Annotated in this window: 17 protein-coding genes; 3 read left to right on the top strand and 14 right to left on the bottom strand. The window is 58.9% G+C overall.

Translation table 11 applies throughout. The annotated features are described in order from the left end of the window. Nucleotides 1–45 precede the first annotated feature (45 nt). The 7 genes from EV586_RS01980 to EV586_RS01950 all read right to left on the bottom strand — a co-directional run bounded on the left by EV586_RS01980 (nucleotide 46) and on the right by EV586_RS01950 (nucleotide 7,973). Nucleotides 46–1,293, bottom strand: coding sequence for an MFS transporter (locus tag EV586_RS01980; RefSeq protein ID WP_132943390.1), 1,248 nt, complete (start codon nucleotides 1,291–1,293; stop codon nucleotides 46–48). A gap of 69 nt (nucleotides 1,294–1,362) precedes the next feature. Next, nucleotides 1,363–2,334 carry a formimidoylglutamase gene (gene hutG / locus EV586_RS01975; protein ID WP_132943389.1) on the bottom strand — a complete coding sequence of 324 codons (972 nt, stop codon included), beginning with the start codon at nucleotides 2,332–2,334 and terminating at the stop codon, nucleotides 1,363–1,365. Continuing rightward, the gene (gene hutI / locus EV586_RS01970) at nucleotides 2,335–3,627 is read right to left on the bottom strand and encodes an imidazolonepropionase (protein ID WP_132943388.1); all 1,293 of its coding nucleotides are present in this window, start codon (nucleotides 3,625–3,627) and stop codon (nucleotides 2,335–2,337) included. 33 nt (nucleotides 3,628–3,660) lie between these two features. After that, nucleotides 3,661–5,328 (bottom strand): urocanate hydratase, encoded by a 1,668-nt coding sequence (gene hutU / locus EV586_RS01965; protein WP_132943387.1) that lies wholly within the window; start codon nucleotides 5,326–5,328, stop codon nucleotides 3,661–3,663. Nucleotides 5,329–5,365: 37 nt separating this feature from the next. Further along, nucleotides 5,366–6,901: a histidine ammonia-lyase gene (gene hutH, locus EV586_RS01960; protein ID WP_132943386.1), complete on the bottom strand. Its 1,536-nt coding sequence runs from the start codon at nucleotides 6,899–6,901 to the stop codon at nucleotides 5,366–5,368. A gap of 311 nt (nucleotides 6,902–7,212) precedes the next feature. Next, complete coding sequence (locus EV586_RS01955) at nucleotides 7,213–7,647, bottom strand: hypothetical protein (protein ID WP_132943385.1); 435 nt, start codon at nucleotides 7,645–7,647, stop codon at nucleotides 7,213–7,215. 71 nt (nucleotides 7,648–7,718) lie between these two features. After that, entirely contained in the window at nucleotides 7,719–7,973 is a 255-nt protein-coding gene (locus EV586_RS01950) for a hypothetical protein (protein WP_132943384.1), read from the bottom strand. Between the two features lie 256 nt (nucleotides 7,974–8,229). Here EV586_RS01950 and EV586_RS01945 point away from each other — a divergent pair, with 256 nt between their 5' ends. Both EV586_RS01945 and EV586_RS20910 read left to right on the top strand, forming a co-directional pair. Continuing rightward, nucleotides 8,230–8,745: a hypothetical protein gene (locus EV586_RS01945; protein ID WP_132943383.1), complete on the top strand. Its 516-nt coding sequence runs from the start codon at nucleotides 8,230–8,232 to the stop codon at nucleotides 8,743–8,745. 15 nt (nucleotides 8,746–8,760) lie between these two features. After that, nucleotides 8,761–9,984 carry a hypothetical protein gene (locus EV586_RS20910; RefSeq protein ID WP_165898162.1) on the top strand — a complete coding sequence of 408 codons (1,224 nt, stop codon included), beginning with the start codon at nucleotides 8,761–8,763 and terminating at the stop codon, nucleotides 9,982–9,984. A gap of 125 nt (nucleotides 9,985–10,109) precedes the next feature. Here EV586_RS20910 and EV586_RS01930 read toward each other — a convergent pair whose 3' ends face one another. The 3 genes from EV586_RS01930 to EV586_RS01920 all read right to left on the bottom strand — a co-directional run bounded on the left by EV586_RS01930 (nucleotide 10,110) and on the right by EV586_RS01920 (nucleotide 13,423). Then, entirely contained in the window at nucleotides 10,110–10,778 is a 669-nt protein-coding gene (locus EV586_RS01930; RefSeq protein ID WP_132943381.1) for a DUF6897 domain-containing protein, read from the bottom strand. A gap of 18 nt (nucleotides 10,779–10,796) precedes the next feature. Beyond that, nucleotides 10,797–12,122 carry an ArsB/NhaD family transporter gene (locus EV586_RS01925; protein ID WP_132943380.1) on the bottom strand — a complete coding sequence of 442 codons (1,326 nt, stop codon included), beginning with the start codon at nucleotides 12,120–12,122 and terminating at the stop codon, nucleotides 10,797–10,799. A 209-nt stretch (nucleotides 12,123–12,331) separates the two neighbouring features. Beyond that, nucleotides 12,332–13,423 carry a CotH kinase family protein gene (locus EV586_RS01920; protein WP_132943379.1) on the bottom strand — a complete coding sequence of 364 codons (1,092 nt, stop codon included), beginning with the start codon at nucleotides 13,421–13,423 and terminating at the stop codon, nucleotides 12,332–12,334. Nucleotides 13,424–13,537: 114 nt separating this feature from the next. Between EV586_RS01920 and EV586_RS20905 the strand changes: the two genes are divergently transcribed. Continuing rightward, nucleotides 13,538–14,173, top strand: a complete 636-nt coding sequence (locus EV586_RS20905; protein ID WP_165898161.1) for a hypothetical protein — start codon at nucleotides 13,538–13,540, stop codon at nucleotides 14,171–14,173. Between the two features lie 106 nt (nucleotides 14,174–14,279). Here EV586_RS20905 and EV586_RS01910 read toward each other — a convergent pair whose 3' ends face one another. Genes EV586_RS01910 through preA form a run of 4 tightly spaced genes read right to left on the bottom strand, consistent with a single transcriptional unit; the run spans nucleotide 14,280 to nucleotide 19,365 of the window. Further along, nucleotides 14,280–15,794, bottom strand: a complete 1,515-nt coding sequence (locus tag EV586_RS01910; protein ID WP_132943378.1) for an NCS1 family nucleobase:cation symporter-1 — start codon at nucleotides 15,792–15,794, stop codon at nucleotides 14,280–14,282. 24 nt (nucleotides 15,795–15,818) lie between these two features. Further along, the gene (locus EV586_RS01905; RefSeq protein ID WP_132943377.1) at nucleotides 15,819–16,703 is read right to left on the bottom strand and encodes a nitrilase-related carbon-nitrogen hydrolase; all 885 of its coding nucleotides are present in this window, start codon (nucleotides 16,701–16,703) and stop codon (nucleotides 15,819–15,821) included. Between the two features lie 14 nt (nucleotides 16,704–16,717). Beyond that, complete coding sequence (gene hydA, locus EV586_RS01900) at nucleotides 16,718–18,103, bottom strand: dihydropyrimidinase (RefSeq protein WP_132943376.1); 1,386 nt, start codon at nucleotides 18,101–18,103, stop codon at nucleotides 16,718–16,720. After that, nucleotides 18,100–19,365: an NAD-dependent dihydropyrimidine dehydrogenase subunit PreA gene (gene preA / locus EV586_RS01895; protein ID WP_132943375.1), complete on the bottom strand. Its 1,266-nt coding sequence runs from the start codon at nucleotides 19,363–19,365 to the stop codon at nucleotides 18,100–18,102. Before preA ends, hydA begins: the two co-directional genes overlap by 4 nt. Nucleotides 19,366–19,372 lie beyond the last annotated feature (7 nt).

The following is a 19,372-nucleotide window of genomic DNA, read 5'->3' as shown; positions in this document are numbered from 1 at the left end:
CCATCAGGGCAATCCTGATGGCTTTTGTAAATCATGTATTTGGTGTTACACCTGCTCGGCAGGTTTTGCAACGTTTGCCGGTTCGTCTTTGAGTTGAAGATTCATCTTAAAGAGCGGCAACGCCAGCAGGATGCCGATAAAGAACAGCCCGGCCGCGATTTCGAACGCTGTGGTCAGCGAGAACGTCACTTTCAGCCAGCCGGCGATACTCATCGTCACTACCATCATCCCCATGAACAGCGGGTTCAGAATCCCGTTGGCACGACCGATAAATTCCGACTCGGTCGTCTTGAGCATGATCGTGTTGATCCCGATGTGAATGCACGGCAGGAACAGTCCGGCAAAGAACTGCGAGCCGAGCGTCAGCGGGAAGTAGGTCGACAAGCCGGTGACCGCCGTCGCGATCGTCACTGCGACCATCCCGATGACGAGCAGCGCATGCGGCGGCACTTTTTTCGAGATCCCCATGACCAGACCGCCGCCGAGCAGCATCGCCACGCCGTTGGTCATCATCAGCCATTGCACATTTTCTTTCGGCATCCCCAGATTCTCCGTGACGAGGAAGATCGTCAGCGGCTGCATGATGCCCAGCGCCAACCCTGCTGCCGCAAAGTTGCCGCCGAGGATTTTCAGCACCGGTTTGGCCATCACGTAGCGGAAGCCTTCCTTCATCTCGGTGAAGATCGAGGTCCCTTTGTTCTCGACCACTTCTTTTTTGTCGGCCGGGATGAACGTCAATACCCCTGCCGACAGCAGGAATGCGATGCCCATGATCCCGATCGAGACGTTGATGCCGAAGTTCTGGTAGACCAGCGTGCCGAGAAACGGCCCGATGATCATAAAGATCGACATCATCGTTTGAAACATCGCCATGCCCATCTGCATCTGCTGCTCCGGCACATGCTGCTTAAACAGCTTCAGCATCGACGGCTGCGAGAACTGCGACAAGATCGCCGAGACCAGCGTGGCGAAAAAGATCGCCTGCCAAAGGCCGGTCATCAGCGTCGCCATCACCGCAAACACCGACAAGGCGCTGAGCAGGTCGGACCACACCATCGTCCGCTTCGGTCGCCAGCGGTCGGCAAACGCGCCGCCGATGAACGAAAAGATGAAGATCGGCGCAAACTCGGCGACCGAGATCAACGAGACAGCCTTCTCGTCGCCTCCGGTCTGATCCATTACGAACAACAAGATCGCAAAGTTGCGCACCCAAATGCCGATTTGCAAAAACAATCCAGACAACACGATCACTTGTACGAATCGGTTGCGGAAGAAACTTGCTGTATCAGCCACGTTCTTCCCACTCCCCTCACTGCAGCTTATCTTTCCATATCTTAGAATAGCGTTTGGTGATCGTTCTGTCTAGCGAACGGGACGAGCAGCAACGCCCGCAAGGAAAGTCAGCATAAATTGCACCGCCAGGCGCGACGTCACATTGCGCACATCGACGGTCGGGTCGATGCAAACGAAATCAAGCCCTTGCACTTGCGGCAGTGTGCCGAGACGATGCAGCGCATCCATCGCGTCCCACGGGTTCATGCCGCCCGTGCCAATCGCCGGACAGCCCGGCGCAAAAGCCTGGTCGATCACATCGACATCAAAACTGACGTACAGCACATCGGTGCCGTCCCCGGCGATCTCCAGCGCTTGGTTCAGAATCGCCTCCATCCCTTGGCGATGCACATCGCGCGCTGTAAAGACGGTGACGCCGTGTCCGGTCACATAGTCGTGGTACGGCTTCGAGTTCATAAAACCGCGAATGCCGATCTGCACGATGTTTTTCCCGCTCACGATGCCCGACTCCAAGATGCCGCGGAACGGAGTGCCGTTCGAAACGCCGCCGTCTTCGAAGTTGCGCACGTCATGGTGGGCGTCAAAATGGATGATGCCCACCTTTTTCCCCGGATGGCGGTCGACGAACGCCTTCATCGACGGACAGGTGATCGAATGGTCGCCGCCAAAGATGATCGGGATCAGATCGGGCTGCTGCTGGTACAGCGCCCGCAGACTTTCCTCGATCCGGCGGTGTGATTCGGCGTTGTCGGTCACATGCATCGCGATGTCGCCCAAGTCGCGGACAGCCAGGGTCTGCAGGTCGACGCCGTACTCCAGCGAGTAGGTGGTGAACGATTTGAACGCCGTGCGGATCGCAGCCGGCGTCGTCGAGGCACCGGAGACGGAGATCGACGGTTTGGAGAGCGGGATGCCGATCACGCCGGCGACCAGCTCTTCCGTTCCGTCCCACTGGCCGATCCAGCGGGCGACTTTCGTTTCCATCTGGTCGCGGAAGGCTGCCGCATCGGGCGTTTTCAAATGCGGGATAGGCTGGCTCATCTACTTCTCCTCCCCGCTGCTGACGATCTGGCGGTCCCAGACGGCGACTTGGCCGTTTTTGATCACGCCAAACGTGTGGTTGATGCCGAAATGGTACGGCAGGTACTGAATGTTCGGCGCGTCGAAAATCGCCAGGTCGGCGCGCTTGCCCTGCTCAACGGAGCCGATGTCGGTCGAGCGGCCCAGCGCGTTGGCCGCATTGAGCGTGCAGGCGGTCAGGATCTCCTCCGGCGTCATCTTCAAGTTCAGCGACGCCAGCATGATGATCAGTTGGATCGACTCGGTCGGGCAGGAGCCCGGATTGTAGTCGGTGGACAGCGCGACCGGCAAGTTGTATTTGTCGATCATGTCGCGGGCGCGGGCGTGGTTTTGCAGGCCGAGATTGAACGACGTGCCCGGCAAGAGCACCGGCGCCACGCCGTTGTCGGCCATCTCCTGCAAGCCTTCGTCTGTCGCCGCCAGCAGATGTTCGGCCGAAATCGCGCCGATCTCCCCGGCCAGCTGTGCGCCGCCGAGCGGTTCGATCTCGTCGGCGTGGATTTTCGGCATCAGGCCGTTGCGCTTGCCTTCCATCAAGATGCGCCGGGACTGCTCGACGGTGAACACGCCGTGTTCGCAGAAGACGTCGCAGAATTCGGCGAGGAACTCGTCCGCCACTTTCGGCAGCATCTCACTTACGATCAGGTCGACATACTCGTCGGTGCGGCCTTTGTACTCCGGCGGCACCGCATGCCCGCCCATGAAGGTCGAGACGATGTCGACCGGATGGGTGTCATGCAGGCGTTTCGCAACGCGCAGCTGCTTCAGCTCATCTGCGGTGGTCAAGCCGTAGCCACTTTTCGCTTCGACGGTGGTCACGCCGTTGAGCAGCATCTCATTGAGGCTCTTGCGCGCCTTGATGTACAGCTCTTCTTCGGAAGCTGCGCGGGTGGCTTTGACCGTGGAGAGAATCCCGCCGCCTTGGGCGAGGATCTCCAGGTACGGCACGCCGGAGCGCTTCAACGCCAGCTCATGTTCACGCGAGCCGCCGTGCACGAGGTGTGTGTGCGGATCGACGAGACCCGGCGTGACGAGCCGTCCGCCGACGTCGATCGTCTCTTGGATGACGGTGCCTGTCAGTTGCTCCAGCACGTCCGCTTCCGTGCCGATCAGGACGAACCGGCCTTCGTGAATCGCCACTGCCGCGTTCTCGATCTCGGTCACTTCATTCATTTCCCGGCCAAAGCGCGGGGCAACGCCTTGCGGCGTCACCAGCCGCCCGATGCCTTTGACCAGCAGATCCAATTGTTCCATGCTCATCCTCCTCGCTCTGTGCTGCTTGTGGAATTAGTCCTGTGCGTGCATCGGGATGCGGATGCCGTGTGCTTCTGCCGTTTCGATCGCCTCGTCATAGCCTGCGTCCACGTGCCGAATGACGCCCATGCCCGGGTCGGAGGTCAGGACCGCCTGCAAGCGTTCCGCCGCCGCGTCGGTGCCGTCCGCGACGACGACCATGCCTGCGTGCAGCGAGTAGCCCATGCCGACACCGCCGCCGTGGTGCACGGATACCCAGGAGGCGCCTGCGGAAGTGTTGATCAGCGCATTGAGGATCGCCCAGTCGCCGACAGCGTCGGAGCCGTCCTTCATCGCTTCCGTCTCGCGGTTCGGGGATGCGACCGAACCGCAGTCGAGGTGGTCGCGGCCGATGACGATCGGCGCTTTCAGCTCGCCGTTTTTGACCATCTCATTGATCGCGAGGCCGAACTTCGCGCGCTCGCCATAGCCGAGCCAGCAGATGCGGGCCGGCAGACCTTGGAAGGCGATCTTCTCGCCCGCCATGGTGATCCAGCGGCGCAGGTGGTCATTTTCCGGGAACAGCTTGAGAATCAGTTCGTCCGTCTTCTTGATGTCTTCCGGATCGCCGGACAGCGCCGCCCAGCGGAACGGGCCTTTGCCTTCGCAGAACAGCGGGCGGATGTAAGCCGGCACGAAGCCCGGGAAGTTAAACGCGTCTTTCACGCCTTCATCGAACGCCACTTGGCGGATGTTGTTGCCGTAGTCGAACACGGTGCAGCCGAGCTTTTGCAGATCGAGCATCGCTTGGACGTGCACCGCCATGCTTTGCTTCGCCAGCGCGATCAATTTGTCCGGGTCGGACTTGCGGAGCGCTTCCGCCTCTTCCAGCGTGTAGCCGGCCGGGACGTAGCCGTTCAGCGGGTCATGCGCCGACGTCTGGTCGGTGACAAAATCCGGCTTGATGCCGCGGCGCACAAATTCCGGGTAGATCTCAGCCGCGTTGCCAAGCAGTCCGATCGACAGCGGGCGGCCTTCCGCTTTCGCGGCGTTCGCCAGTTCCAGCGCTTCGTCGAGCGTGGTCGCCATCACGTCGCAGTAGCGGTGCTGGATGCGGCGTTCGATGCGGGTCGGGTCGATCTCGACGGCGATGACGACGCCTTCGTTCATCGTCACGGCCAGCGGCTGCGCGCCGCCCATGCCGCCGAGGCCCGCGGTCAGGGTCAGAGTGCCTTTGAGCGTCCCGCCCGTCTGCTGGCGGCCCGCTTCGGCAAACGTCTCATAGGTGCCTTGCAGGATGCCTTGGGTACCGATGTAGATCCAGGAGCCGGCGGTCATCTGGCCGTACATCATCAGGCCCTTTTGCTCCAGCTCGCGGAAGTGCTCCCAGTTCGCCCACGCCGGAACGAGCACGGAGTTGGAGAGCAGCACGCGCGGTGCGCGCTCATGCGTCTTGAACACGCCGACCGGCTTGCCGGACTGCACGAGCAAGGTCTCATCGCTCTCCAGGCGCTTCAGTTCGCGGACGATCGCGTCAAACGCCGGCCAGTTGCGGGCCGCTTTGCCGATGCCGCCATAGACGACGAGGTCTTCCGGGCGCTCGGCCACTTCCGGGTCGAGGTTGTTCATCAGCATGCGCAGAGCCGCTTCCTGGACCCAGCCTTTTGCGTTCAGTTCGGTGCCGCGCGGGGCGCGGATTTCACGTTTTTGTTGGGTGGTCATTCGTAGTTTCCTCCTTTAAGTAAAGGCGATCTCGCACCTACATGAGTTCGCCGGAAATTTTTTGCACTTCTTGAATCCACTCGCCTTGGAGCAGCGCTGCAGCCACGTTTTCAATATCGTCGCTGGTCGAGCGGTCGGTCAGCACCGGCGGGACGATGCCGCGCAGCAGGTCATACAGCTTGCGCGTCGCCGGAGCCAGGCCGTCGGCGCCGACGAACTCGGCCGCTTCGCCTGCGCAGATCAGCTCGATCGCCAGCACTTTCGATACGTTGTCGATGACTTGCGCCGCGTGGCGAGCGGCGGTGGTGCCCATCGAGACATGGTCTTCCTGGTTAGCGGAAGACGGGATCGAATCGACGGAAGCCGGATGGGCGAGAACTTTGTTCTCGGAGACCAGCGAAGCAGCGACATACTGCGGGATCATCATGCCGGACTCCATGCCCGGATTGTGACTCAGAAACGCCGGCAGTTCGGACAGAGCCGGGTTGACCAGGCGCTCTGTGCGACGCTCGGAGATATTGGCGAGTTCGCTCATCCCGATTTTCAAGAAATCCATCGCAAAGGCGATCGGCTGCCCGTGGAAGTTGCCTCCGGAGATGACTTTGCCTTCTTCGAGGAAGAGCAGCGGGTTGTCGGTCGCGGAGTTGATCTCGATGGCGATCTTGTCAGCGACATAGGTCAGCACTTGGCGCGAAGCGCCGTGCACCTGCGGCAGGCAGCGCAGCGAGTAGGCGTCCTGAACGCGGATCTCGCCTTGACCGGTGGTGAGCTTGCTGCCTGTGAGCAGCTTGCGCAAGTTGCTCGCCACGCCGATCTGCTCCGGGTACGGGCGCACGCGGTGCACCTCTTCGGAAAAAGCTTCCGGGATGCCGCGCAGCACTTCGACGGTGAGCGCGGCGATCATGTCGGCCGCTTTGGCGAGACGTTCCGCTTTGACATAGGTCAAGGTACCGATCGACGTCATGATCTGCGTGCCGTTGATCAGGGCCAGGCCTTCCTTGGCTTGGAGCTGGATCGGCGTCAGGCCGGCTTTTTGCAGCGCTTCGCCGCCCGGGAGGCGCTCTCCTTTATAAAACGCTTCCCCTTCGCCCATGAGAACGAGCGCCAGATGGGACAACGGTGCGAGGTCGCCCGATGCTCCGAGCGAGCCCTGCTCCGGCACCACCGGATGCACCTCGTGGTTGAGGCAGTCGATCAACAGCTGCAACGTCTCGGTGCGGATGCCCGAGTAACCTTTTGACAAGGCGTTGGCGCGCAGCATCATCAGCGCGCGCACCGCCGGGATCGCCATCGGCTGGCCGACGGCGCAGGCGTGCGAGCGGATCAGGTTGACCTGCAGCTGCGCCGCGTCCTCCGGCGAAATGTGCACATCGCTGAACTTGCCAAACCCGGTGGTGACCCCATAGACCACTTTGCCGGTCTGCACCAGTTCCTCGACCATCTCCCGACAGTCCTTTACCCGCTGCCATGCGGCATCGGCCACCGCCACGCCCGCACCTTCAAATGCAACGCGCGCCACATCCTGTGCGGTCACATGCTCTCCGTCTAACAATACGGAAGTCGTCTCTACCATTCTTCACGTTCCCCTTTCAGCGCTTTAGCAAAAGAAAGGGACCGGGCGGAAGTCATTCGCTTCCACACGGTCCCTTTTTTACAAAAGAGGCAAATATGCGATTGTCAGAGTGTCGCTTATTCAAGTGCCTCATCTCAATCACGCGCCTTTGCAATTACTGTTTTAATGTTGCTTACTTAGTATTGTCACATTTACGGTACGATTCTGTCAAGCACAGAAAGCCAGTGCTGCCTGGACAGATGTTTTTCCAGATCTCCTGACAGCCACGCTCTTCCCGCTTCCGTCATCAGCGGTGCAGGCTGATGATTTACTCACAGCTTCTCTCCTAGCTTCACGTTGTCTACCTTCCACTCTCCGCTTGGCGTGGGGATGACTTTCAGACCGACGATGTCGACGTAGCGGTAACAGTTTGGGTAATACTGGATGCGGGTGTTGACGATATAGCCTGCTTTCCCGCCGTCGCCGATCGGGTTGGCCGCTAAGATCGCCACGTTGACGACTTCCGGCATCTCTTGATCCCCTTTGAGCCTGGCGATCTCGTCAGGAGTCTTCAACTGCTGCTGCACAATGTTTTGAGCAGACTCTGTCGCCAGTTCAAGACCCTGAATATCATCGTTGGAGGTGCGGTGCTGATAGTCAAGGATGGCCATGTTGAAGTCTTTGGCCGCGCTGATCGCTTTATACTGGCGCTGTTCCTCCGTTTCCTCGCATCCGCTCAGGAGCAAGCAACTCAGTATGATTGCCACCATCGGTCCTCGTTTCATTCAACCACCTCCAATGCCAATTTCATTCATTTTATCACGAAATGTTCTGATTATTACAGTCGGTAAAAGCAGACATCGCTTGCTTCTTCGTCATGCGGCGAGGCTTGTACATGAACTTTCCAGCCCAGCAAAGCACCGAGCCGACCCCAAGGCAACTTGCTTGGAACACGATGCAGCAGTACGCGCGAGTGCCTGCATTCGTGCAGCAGTTCCTGAACGTCAGACAGGGAGAGCTGCTCTTCCGCATAGTCGATCGCCAACAGGTCATCCACTTCTTCCTCTTTGCTAAACTGAGTCAGCCCCTTCATCTCTACACCTCATCCCTGAACGTGTCATGCGCAACAAAAATAATTTTATTAGATTTAACAACTTCTATATTATCAATAATTTCCCTATTCTGTAAAGGGACGATTACTTCTATTGGGTATCGCTCCATTTTTCGACAAGATGGACGATACCCTAACACCTGTCCTTCCCTGCAACATATGGTGTAGGTATCAGCAAGACATCTGTTAACCTTGGTCAATCGTACGGGAAAGACATCATGAGCAGGAGGGTACATGCATGGATTTCAGTTTCTTGAACGATTCAGTTGGCAAATGGATTCAAGTGGAACGCGGCGGTCCTGACAAGATCAAAGGCAAACTGCTGGGCATCAAGTCCGATTTCATCATGGTCGAAACGGAGAAAGGCGTGGCCTATGTCCATACTCCGCATGTCAAGACGATCTCCGAGCCGATCGTCGTCGAGCAACGGGCAGAGAACTCTGTGCAGCCCGAAGTTGCCGTTACGCCGCCCGTCGTGTTGGAATCGGATGATTTCGCGACTCTGATTGGCTTGCTGGAGCACAAATACGTCCAGATCAACCAAGGCGGGCCGAATGCTTTAGACGGTGTGGTGCTGTTGCAGCGCGAAGGCGCCGTGACGATCGTGCACAAGATGGAAGACTATGTCCACTACCCGATCTATCACATCAAATCGATCACGTGGATCATCAACGCTCCGAAGCAAGAGAAGCAAGAACAGAAGCAAGAGAAACAAGAACAGAAGAAAGAGAACAAGTCGGGAGATAAAAAATGAGCGAGGCGATGAACTGTGCGTACCCTGTTGGGACAATGGGTCGGTCATTCGGTACGGATTGACCAAACAGGTGATACGGCGGTATTGGGGCTGCTGGTGAGCGTGCAGTCGGATTACGCCACGCTATTCACCACACAAGGGCAACTGGTGCACTATCCCCTCGCCCACATCAAATCGATGTCCACCGACATTTCGGTGCATGGGGTGAAACTCCCCGTCTTGGAAGAGCCTCTTCCTGCTACGTACCGCGAGTTGATGGCTTCCTATTACACGAAGATGGTCAAAGTGGAGAACGGCGAAGGTGCCGTTACCGGTGTTGTCTTTGCGGTGACCGATGAGCATGTTCAGATCGCGAAGACGGTGAAAGAGATGATTTATTACCAGATTGAGCAGATCCTGAACATCTCTCCAGTCGTTCGGATGCAGCAGAGCGGCGAGGCATCTGCCCAAAATGCGGACTCGTCAGCAGCTGCCGGCGGCAAATCCGGAAACAACGCAACTGCCGCGGCCACCGCCGAAGCAAGTGCAGAAGGCGCCGCAAGTACAGCTGCAGCAAGCTCCGAAACGCAGTCCGGGGAGCAACGGTCGGCTACTTCTGAAGATGCCTCTGTTGGTGAGTCTGACGAAGCGTCTGACGATGACTCCGACGATGACTCCGCCGATGACTCCAACGACGACTCCGACTCCGACGACGACTCCGACGACGACTCCGACGATGACTCCGACGACGACTCCGACGATGGCTCCGACGACGGCTCCGACGATAAGTCTGACGAGGCGTCTGACGAATTGTCTGACGAATTGTCTGACGAGGTGTCCGACGAGGTGTCTGACGAGGTGTCTGACGAGGTGTCTGACGAGGTGTCTGACGAGGTGTCTGACGAGGTGTCTGACGAGGTGTCTGACGAGGTGTCCGACGAGGTGTCTGACAAGGTGTCTGACGATCTGACCGACACTACAGCTTCCGATCATGCGCCTGAAGCTGTTGAATCTGCAGATGCTTCCGTGCATGTCTCGGACTCTGTCTCCGATGCTCAGCTCACCGGCACTGCTTCCAGCCTGTCTCCGGAGGAGGAGTATCGGCAGACGCTGCAAGCCCTTCAACAAGCCAACCTGAACCGCTTATCCAGACCCAACTCCACCTGTCATCGGGAGGAAATGCAAAAACTGCTGAGTTCTCTCTTCCTCTCCAGCATCTCCCTCACCATCGCCTCCATGAAAAACAAGCGTTTTACCTAACGATCTGTCTGCACGGCCTGCTACTTCGCAGGCCGTGTCTTTCTTTGTCCCGCCAGCGAATAGGTCTACCGCCGTCGCTACCCATAACAAAAACAGGCCTCTTCCCTACAAGGCCTGTTTTTGCATTACGGCAGATGCACCGCTTTTAAATGCTGCAGATTCAAATGACAAGACTCCCCGCCCGCATTGATCAGCTCGATGCGGCTATGCTCCACCTGTTTGAGCAGCCCGATCTTGTCTTCTTTGTCGCCAAAATCAAAGACGACGAGCTGCCCGACCAGCTTTTTACACTGCTCATCAAACGAGCGGGCCAGCGGCAGCGGATTCGGATTGACCGGCAGCAAGCTCTGGGCCAAGGAATAGGGCGTGAGGTTCGGCGGATATGGGATCAGCCATTTCAGATGCTCCAGCGAGATATAGATCGTCTTGTAGACCGGCGAATAAAACACAAAATAATTGTTCATCACGCTGGTCAGATACCCGTGCACGTTTTCCTTCCCCGACACGTAGATCTCCACGAATTGCCCGCGCACATGCATGAGCAGATTGCGATACGACAGGCTGGCCGCCTCGACGTGCACCGGTCGGGCCAGCTCGGTCGAGGCGTACGCTTCGCCGCAGGTCAGACATGCTTTCAGCTTTTGGACGTGCACAAACGGGATGTAGGTATAGCGGTCCCCGATCAGCAGGACCAGCAAGTCACCTCCAACTTCAGCCAAAGTTCCCGACAGCCGCTTTCCACCCGAAATTTCCACTTGCACCTGGCTTCCCAGATAGGCTCGAAATCTGTTCAATTGTCCACAACCTCCTTTTTACTTGACAAACAACCACTCGACCCAGACCTGTAGGCAAACCAATGTGAAAATCAGAGTGGGCGGTATGACGAGCATGGTGACGCGAAGATAGCTCCACCAAGAAAATTTGACTTGTGACCGGCGCAGCAGATGCATCCAGATCAGCGTCGCCAGCGTACCGATCGGCACGAGCAGCGAACCAACATCGCTGCCGATGACACCGGCCATGTACGCAAGCTGCATCGTCAGCGCGTCGAGGCTCATCCCGGTCAGTGCGAGCGTGCCGATCATCAGCGCCGGATGGTTGTTAAACAGGCTGGACATCGCCGTCGTCAGCCCGCCCATGATCAGCACAGCATCGAGACGGTTGTCCAGCATCAGCGGCTGCAAGTGATCGATGATCAGCTGCGTCAGGCCGATGTTATGCAGCGCGTAGATCTGCACATACATCCCAAAAGCGAAAGCGAAGATGTGCCATGGCGTCTTGTGCCAGAGATCGCGCGGCGGTATTTTCACATAGATCCAGCGCCAGATCAGCAAGAGGATGGCCCCGGCCGCCGCCATCACTTCGACAGGGATGCCAAAATAGGAGCCGGCAAACAAACTGGCACGCACGAGCATGACAAAGAGAAAGATTTTTACCATATAGCGGCTCGTTTCTTTTTGTTTGGGAGCTGTCAGGCGCATGGCGATGTGCGGAGGAAGCGGACGCAGCTGTTTCGGGATGTCGTGATGAAAGACGGCAAGCAGCAGCAGCACCATCAGCAGCAGCCCGAGCGTGGCGGGGACGAACATCATCGCCGTCTGCATGTACAGATCCATCCCCACCACTTTCAGCGCAATCAGGTTGACGATGTTGCTGACGCCGATCGGCGCACTGGAGGCGGTGGCGACCAAGGCTCCGCTGATCAGGTACGGGATCTGCTGATGCGTTTTCAGGCCGAGCTGTTTCAGCAGGATCAGCAGGATCGGCGTTGTGATCAGGATGCTGCCGTCGTTGTTAAAAAACAGGGTCATCATGAAACAGAGCAGATTGGTGTACCAAAACAGCCGCAGACCGGAGCCGCGGGCCCGTACCGCCAGACGGTCGGCGATCCAGGAAAAAAAGGCGAGGCTTTCCAGTACGTTGGCCATGACGATGGTGGCGATGATCGTTACGGCCGCCCCGCTCACCGTCTGCAGGATCTGCCCCAGATCGGACAGCGGCACCGATCCGATCAAGAGCATGAGCGCCGCCCCTGCGACGGCAGGGACCGCTTCGTTCACCTGATGCGGCCGCCAAAACATCAGCAGCGTCATCACGGCGAACGTGCAACCGGTCAATATGATCATAGACGTGGGCATTGCATTCTACCACTCCTTTTCCAAGCTGCTTGTCCGCGCTTGTACACACCGGACATCGATCACGAGAGGATGTTTGTCCAGCAGCTTGAGTTGTACATTATCGTACGGTTGAGCAGGAGAGCATGTACTAGACCAACGTTTGATCCGACAGGAAATGTCGAGAAATAAGAAAACAGCCTGATCATCAAGCGATCCGGCTGTTGCATGTTTTAGGAAAGCGTGGGCAGCTGTTCGCGCAAGAAGGCGTTGCGGTTGCGAATGTACGCCAGGATGACGTCATATTCGGCGTCAAAGCGCTCGAGGCGCCCTTGTAGATAAGGATCGGCGGCGATGGCGGGACGGATGGTCTGCAGGAGCTTCTGCACGGTCGGTTCAAGCGTCTCGGGCGTGAAGTCGGTCTCCAAAATACGGGTCATTCGCTCGCGGTACATGCTTCTGTATGCCGGGACGGCGAGCAGTCGGGCGGTCAGCGTGTTGTAGCCGGTGATCGGCACAAAATCATGGCGCAGCCGCTTCCCCCGCAGATTGCGCCCCCAGGTGCCGTCAAAGTCCCACGGGATGAGGAGGAACTTGCCTGTTTCTCCGTTGCGGTAGAGCGCGTAGTTTTGGATGAACGCATCGAAGTTTTGGGTGCAAACCACACCGGCCAGCCAGTTGAAGTAGGGTTCGATTTCAAGCCGAGTGGCGATCACTTTGGCAAAATCGGCTTGCGGCGTGGTATTGATGGTGTAGACGAGCTCGCGCAGGTGGCGAAAGTCGCCCTTCTCCCCCGTTTTCAGTTTGTAACCGTCTTCGAGTGCGGCTTTGACGTCTTCGTCGATCGGGCTGAGCAAGGAAAAGTTGGCGTCGTTGTCGACAGCATAATAGAGAATTCCCGGCGGCAGGCTGCGTTTTTTCAAAAAGAGGTCATCGACCGATTCGAGCTGCAGGTAGACGCCTTGGTTCACGCCGTTTAGTTTCAACTGGATGTAGCGACTGTCGGGAGCGAGGTGGCCGAGCTGATGGAAGAAGTCGAATGATAATTTGTTGCGGATCATCGAGGGGTCGGCGTATTCAGCGTTGAGATGCCATTCGCGGGCACCTTGGCAGATGTTTGGGGAGCGGAAGGTGAGACAGTAAGATTTTTTCTTGAAGCGGCGGGTGTAGGCCCCACGGTAGGAGATGTCTGTCTGATAAGCGCGGCCGCCCAGTTTCAAACGTGCGGGAACGGGATCGTCCGACTCGCTGTCGCTGCGCAGAGCCTGGAGATCAGCGGGGTGAATGAACAGCGAGCAGACTGGGAGGGCTGTGCTTTTTTCCATTTGGAACCTCCTTCTCTAAGTGCCTTTCTTGTCAAGATATGTGAAAACGTCTACAGCAAGTGACGGGTTTCGACCATACGATGTAAAACAACTTACTCGATGGGGTGATCTATATTGAAAAGACTGAGCAAAACGGAGATCGCAGGACTTGTCAACCTTGCATGTGAGATGAACAGCTCCGAAGACTTTTTACGGAATGACCCGGTCGATCATGATCTGGTGACCGTCTCCCTGGAAGGCTCCGGCAACCGCTCCGGCTCCGGCAACCGCTCCGGCTCCGGCAATCGCTCCGGTTCCGGCAACCGCTCCGGTTCCGGCAACCGCTCCGGTTCCGGCAACCGCTCCGGTTCCGGCAACCGCTCCGGTTCCGGCAACCGCTCCGGTTCCGGCAATCGCTCCGGTTCCGGCAATCGCTCCGGTTCCGGCAACCGCTCCGGTTCCGGCAACCGCTCCGGTTCCGGCAATCGCTCCGGCTCCGGCAATCGCTCCGGTTCCGGCAATCGCTCTGGCTCCGGTAATCGCTCTGGTTCCGGTAATCGCTCTGGTTCCGGCAGACGGCGTAACCGGTCTGGCTCCGGCAATCGCTCCGGCTCCGGCAGACGGCGTAACCGGTCTGGCTCCGGCAATCGCTCCGGCTCCAGCAGACGCCGCCGCAATCGGTCTGGCTCCGGCAATCGCTCCGGCTCTGGCAGACGCCGCCGCAATCGGTCTGGCTCCGGCAATCGCTCCGGCTCCGGCGGACGCGGTTAAGGCGTTCGGCTTTCCTTGGCAAACAAGAAAGCGTAGCCTGAGCCCGCAGTCATTCCACCCTCAACATGCAAAACACCCTCGGGCACATTCCCGAGGGTGTTTTGTCTTATGCGGTTACGTTGACATCGCCCTGCACTTTCGCGTTTTGCTTCAGTTCGGTGATGTGCTCATACTCGGTCTGCGACAGCAGGCTGGCATCGGTGCGCATCAGCCACCAGTATGCAAACATCGAGACGAACAGCCCGACCGTCCAGGCGTTCTCCCAGAGGAAGGACAAGCCCGGAACGACCAGCCCGAGCAGCGATGCGACAAGACCGGCAACCAGCGCGTACATCGACTTCATGTTGAAGCCGCCCGCGTAGGAATATTTGCCGCCCGGCTTGTACAACTCAACCAGATCGAGGCGGCGCTTGCGCACCATCCAGTAATCGGCGACCGCGATGCCGTCGATCGGGCCGAGCAGAGCACCGTAAGTGCCAAGCCAGCCGAAGATGTAATTGCCGAAGTTGTCAAGGATAAACCACGGCTGCATCGCGATCCCGATCAGGCCGGTGATCACCGCCCCGACGCCAAAGGTGATGCGGCGCGGCCAGAGGTTTTCGATCGCGCGGGCCGGAGCGACAAGGTTGGCCGAGACGTTGACCGTGATCGACGCCAGCACGATGCCGATCGCGCCGATCAGGACGACGTACGGCGGGAATTTCGCCAAGAGCGCCACCGGGTCCCAGATCGCTTCTCCGAAGATGACCACCGTCGCGGAAGTGACCGCGACTCCGATGAAGGAGAAGATCGCCATCGTCACCGGCATCGTCAGCAGCTGCGCTCTCGCCTGCGATTTTTGCGAAACGGCGTAGCGGCAGAAATCAGGAATGTTCAGCGCCAGCGTCGCCCAGAAGGCGATGACGCCGGTCAGCGCCGGCCAAAACACGTTCAAAAATTCGCCGGTCGTCGCAAACTTGGACGGGGTGGCCAGCATCGGCCCCAAGCCGTCCGCTTTCACATACGCCCAGATGAACAGGGCCACGGCGAGGATCGCCAAGGTCGGCGCAGAAAACGCCCCCAGCTTCTTCACCGCTTGCGGACCGCGGTAGGCGATGACCATCGTCAGCACCCAGAACAGCATGAACACGATCCCGGTGTGCATCGGCACATTGCCCCAGTCTGAATAGAAAGCGACCAACAGGGTGTCGAGCGCCGCCCCGCCGATCCAGGCGTTGATGCCAAACCAGCCGGCGCCGACCAAAGCGCGGGCCAGCGCCGGGAAATGTGCGCCTTTCGAGCCAAACCACAGCCGGGCGAACACCGGGTACGGAATGCCAAACTTGGTGCCGGCGTGCGCATTTAACAGAATCGGGACCATGATGATCAAGTTGCCTAGGAAAATAGTAAAGATCGATTGCCATACGCTCATGCCCAATCCAATCAAACCGGCGGCCAGCGTGTAAGTCGGGATGCAGATGCACATCCCGACCCACAGGGTCGCAAAACTCCAGCCCGACCAGTTGTGCTCAGCACGCGTGGTCGGACGCAGGTCATCGTTCCAAAGCGGCGAGTCCTGCACTTGTGCCGTGCCTGACTCCGTTAAGGTGACGATGCCGTTCTCTTCTCTTTGTGTCGCCATGTAGGAGCTCCTCCCTTTTCCCGCCTACAGCAGCTCTGCCATCTCGCCGTACGTCTCCGGACGGCGGTCGCGGTAAAATTGCCATTTTTGGCGGACTTCATAGATCACTTGCTTGTCCATCTCCGCGACCAGCACTTCATCCTCGTCGCGGGACGCCACCGCCACCATCGCGCCGCGCGGGTCGGCGAGATAGGACTGACCGTAAAATTCGCCCATGTTCCACGGCGCTTCCATACCGACGCGGTTGATCGCCGCGATGTAGTAGCCATTGGCCACCGCATGCGCCGGCTGCTCCAGCTTCCAAAGGTACTCCGACGTGCCGGCGACGGTCGCCGACGGATTGAACACGATCTCCGCCCCTTTCAGGCCGAGGATGCGCGCCCCTTCCGGGAAGTGGCGGTCATAGCAGATGTAGACGCCGACTTTGGCGTATTTGGTGTCAAACACGTTGTAGCCGAGGTTGCCCGGCTTGAAGTAGAACTTCTCCCAAAACCCGTGCGGCGGCTCGCCCGCTTCCACGTGCGGGATATGATGCTTGCGGTATTTGCCGAGGTAGCTGCCGTCCGCGTCGATCACCGCCGCCGTGTTGTAAAGGGTGCCGATCCCTTCCCGTTCATAGATCGGCAGGATGATCACCACTTCCAGCTCTTTCGCCAGCTGCATGAACAGCTGCGTGGTCGGGCCGTGCGGGATCTCTTCGGCCGCTTCGTACCATTTCGGGTTCTGCTCGGAGCAGAAATACGGACCGTAGAAGATCTCCTGCAGGCAGATGATCTTCGCGCCCTGCTTGGCAGCATCGCGCACCATGGCGATGTGCTTTTCGATCGCCGCTTCTTTGTGCACGGCGACCGGTTCGTCGCCGTGGATCTCATGTTTCGCTTGGATGAGGCCGATTTTGACTTTCTGCATGGTGTTGGTACCTCCTAGGGACGCTGAAATTTGTTGCGGCGGATGAAGCGGCCATTGCCTGCCGCGCCGACATATTCCTGATCGCGGATGACGAAGCTGCCGCGCGAGAGCACAGAGACGACCTCCCCGTGCACTTCCATACCTTCAAACGGGTTGTAGTCGACGTTCATATGATGCGTTTTCGCCGAGATCGTGCGGGTCGCATTCGGGTTGAAGATGACGATGTCCGCGTCGGAGCCGACAGCGATGGTGCCTTTTTTCGGGAACATGCCGAACAGCTTGGCCGACTTGGTCGAGGTGATGTCGACAAACTGGTTCAGCGAGATGCGCCCTTTGTGCGCCCCTTCGGAGTACAGAATGCTGAAACGGTCTTCGATCAGCGGACCGCCGTTGGGGATCTTCGTGAAATCGCCTTTGCCGAGGTCTTTTTGCCCTGTGAAGTTAAACGAGCACTGGTCGGAGCCGACCGTCTGCAGAATGCCGTTTTTCAGCGCGCTCCACAGCACTTCTTGGTTCCACTTCTCACGCAGCGGCGGCGACCAGACGTATTTGGCGCCTTCGAAGTCCGGCCGCTCCAGATAGGAGATGTCGAGCGCCAGATACTGCGGGCAGGTCTCGCCGTAGACGTTCAAGCCGCGCTCGCGGGCTTCGGCGATGCGCTGCACCGCTTCGGCGCAGGAGACGTGCACCACGTACAGCTGCGAGTCGGCCAGCGCCGTCAAGGCGATCGCGCGCCCTGTCGCCTCCCCTTCCGCCACCGGCGGGCGGGTGTGCGCGTGGTAGATCGGGTCGGTGTTGCCATTGTCGAGCGCCTGTTTGATCAGGTAGTCGATCACGTCGCCGTTTTCGGCGTGGACTTGGACGAGTGCTCCGAGCTCTTTGGCGCGGATCAGTGTTTTGAACAGCGTTTCATCGTCCGCCTGGAAGACGTTTTTGTAGGCCATGAACACTTTCAGCGACGTGATCCCTTCTTCGTTCACCACTTGCTCCAGCTGTTCGAGCACGCTGTCGTTCGCTTCGGCGATCATCAGGTGGAAGCCGTAGTCGACCACCGCTTTGCTGTCCGCTTTGTTGTGCCAGATTTTGATCGCATCAGACAAGGTCTGACCTTTCGAAGTCAAGCAAAAGTCGACGATTGTCGTCGTGCCGCCGAATGCTGCCGCGCGGGTGCCCGTCTCAAAATCGTCGGCGGTCGTCGTGCCGCCAAACGGCATGTCGAGATGCGTGTGCGGATCGATGCCGCCCGGGAAGAGATAGCACCCGGTCGCGTCGACCACTTCCGCTCCGTCCGCTGCAAGTTGTTGCCCGATCGCGATCACGCGCTCGCCTTCGATCAGCACGTCCGCCTGGTAGGTGTCGGCCGCCGTGACGACAGTGCCGTTTTGGATCAGCTTTTTCATCGCGCAGTTCCCCTTTCGAGTACCAGATCGCCCCACGTCTGGTGCGGCTTGCCGGTGTCAATCTGAATCATTTCGATCGCGCCGTCCACCGGGCAGACCAGCGAGCAGAGGTTGCAGCCGACACAGTCGTCTTCGCGCACCTGCAGGATCTGCTTGCCGGTCGCCGGGTCCTCCACGCGGTCGATGCACTGGTGGGAAGCATCTTCGCAGGAGATGTAGCATTTGTTGCAGTTGATGCAGGTCTCGGTGTTGATGCGGGCTGCGACTTTGTAGTTCAGGTTCAGGGACCCCCAGTCGGACAGCTTGTCGACCGACTTCCCGGTCAGCTCCGTCACCGAGGCGATTCCTTTCTGATCGAGGTAGAGGTTCAGCCCGTCGATCATGTCCTCGACGATGCGGAAACCGTGGTGCATGACCGCCGTGCAGACCTGCACGTTCGAGGCGCCCATCAGCAGGAACTCCACCGCGTCGCGCCACGTCGAGATGCCGCCGATGCCGGAGATCGGCAAGCCGATCTGCCCGTCGGCCGCACATTCGGCGACCATGTTCAAGGCGATCGGTTTGACCGCCGGGCCGCAGTAGCCGCCATGCGCCGCTTTGCCGTCGACGTGCGGCTCTGGAATCCAGGTGTCGATGTCGACGCCCATCAGCGAGTTGATCGTGTTGATCATCGAGATGGCGTCCGCCCCTCCTTCGCGCGCCGCGCGGGCGGTGAAGCGGATGTCGGTGATGTTCGGCGTCAGTTTGACGATCACCGGCGTCGTCGCCACCTCTTTGATCCACTCCGTCTGCTGGCGGACCAGCTCCGGGTGCTGTCCGACGGCGGCACCCATGCCGCGCTCAGCCATGCCATGCGGGCAGCCGAAGTTGATCTCCAGCCCGTCAACGCCGGCCGCTTCGACCTTTTTGACGATCTCGTGCCAGACTTCGCGCACCGGATCGACCATCAAGGAGGCGATCAAGGCACGATCGGGGAAGCGCTTTTTCACGTCTTCCATCTCTTTCAGGTTGACCTCCAAGGGACGGTCGGTGATCAGCTCGATGTTGTTCAGCCCCAGCAGGCGCTGGTTGCCGACGCGGTAGCCGCCGTAGCGGGAGGAGACGTTGACGATCGGATCGCCCAGCGTCTTCCAGACCGCGCCGCCCCAGCCCGCTTCAAAGGCGCGCAGGACTTGATAGCCGGTGTTGGTCGGCGGCGCAGAGGCCAGCCAGAACGGGTTGGGCGACTTGATGCCGCCCAGTTCAATACGTAAATCCGCCATTGCAAAG

Origin of the sequence: Tumebacillus sp. BK434 (genome assembly GCF_004340785.1) — a bacterium.
GTDB lineage: Bacteria > Bacillota > Bacilli > Tumebacillales > Tumebacillaceae > Tumebacillus_A.
Note: the sequence above shows the minus strand (reverse complement) of the source record. Positions and strands in the feature narration are given on the sequence as shown.

What these genes read in the sequence shown, in the direction of transcription:
- EV586_RS01910 (WP_132943378.1), bottom strand. Translation starts at nt 15,794, where the DNA reads ATGGCGACACAAAGAGAAGAGAACGGCATCGTCACCTTAACGGAGTCA.
- EV586_RS01905 (WP_132943377.1), bottom strand. Translation starts at nt 16,703, where the DNA reads ATGCAGAAAGTCAAAATCGGCCTCATCCAAGCGAAACATGAGATCCAC.
- EV586_RS01920 (WP_132943379.1), bottom strand. Translation starts at nt 13,423, where the DNA reads ATGGAAAAAAGCACAGCCCTCCCAGTCTGCTCGCTGTTCATTCACCCC.
- hydA (WP_132943376.1), bottom strand. Translation starts at nt 18,103, where the DNA reads ATGAAAAAGCTGATCCAAAACGGCACTGTCGTCACGGCGGCCGACACC.
- EV586_RS01945 (WP_132943383.1), top strand. Translation starts at nt 8,230, where the DNA reads ATGGATTTCAGTTTCTTGAACGATTCAGTTGGCAAATGGATTCAAGTG.
- EV586_RS01925 (WP_132943380.1), bottom strand. Translation starts at nt 12,122, where the DNA reads ATGCCCACGTCTATGATCATATTGACCGGTTGCACGTTCGCCGTGATG.
- hutU (WP_132943387.1), bottom strand. Translation starts at nt 5,328, where the DNA reads ATGACCACCCAACAAAAACGTGAAATCCGCGCCCCGCGCGGCACCGAA.
- EV586_RS01950 (WP_132943384.1), bottom strand. Translation starts at nt 7,973, where the DNA reads ATGAAGGGGCTGACTCAGTTTAGCAAAGAGGAAGAAGTGGATGACCTG.
- hutG (WP_132943389.1), bottom strand. Translation starts at nt 2,334, where the DNA reads ATGAGCCAGCCTATCCCGCATTTGAAAACGCCCGATGCGGCAGCCTTC.
- hutH (WP_132943386.1), bottom strand. Translation starts at nt 6,901, where the DNA reads ATGGTAGAGACGACTTCCGTATTGTTAGACGGAGAGCATGTGACCGCA.
- hutI (WP_132943388.1), bottom strand. Translation starts at nt 3,627, where the DNA reads ATGGAACAATTGGATCTGCTGGTCAAAGGCATCGGGCGGCTGGTGACG.
- preA (WP_132943375.1), bottom strand. Translation starts at nt 19,365, where the DNA reads ATGGCGGATTTACGTATTGAACTGGGCGGCATCAAGTCGCCCAACCCG.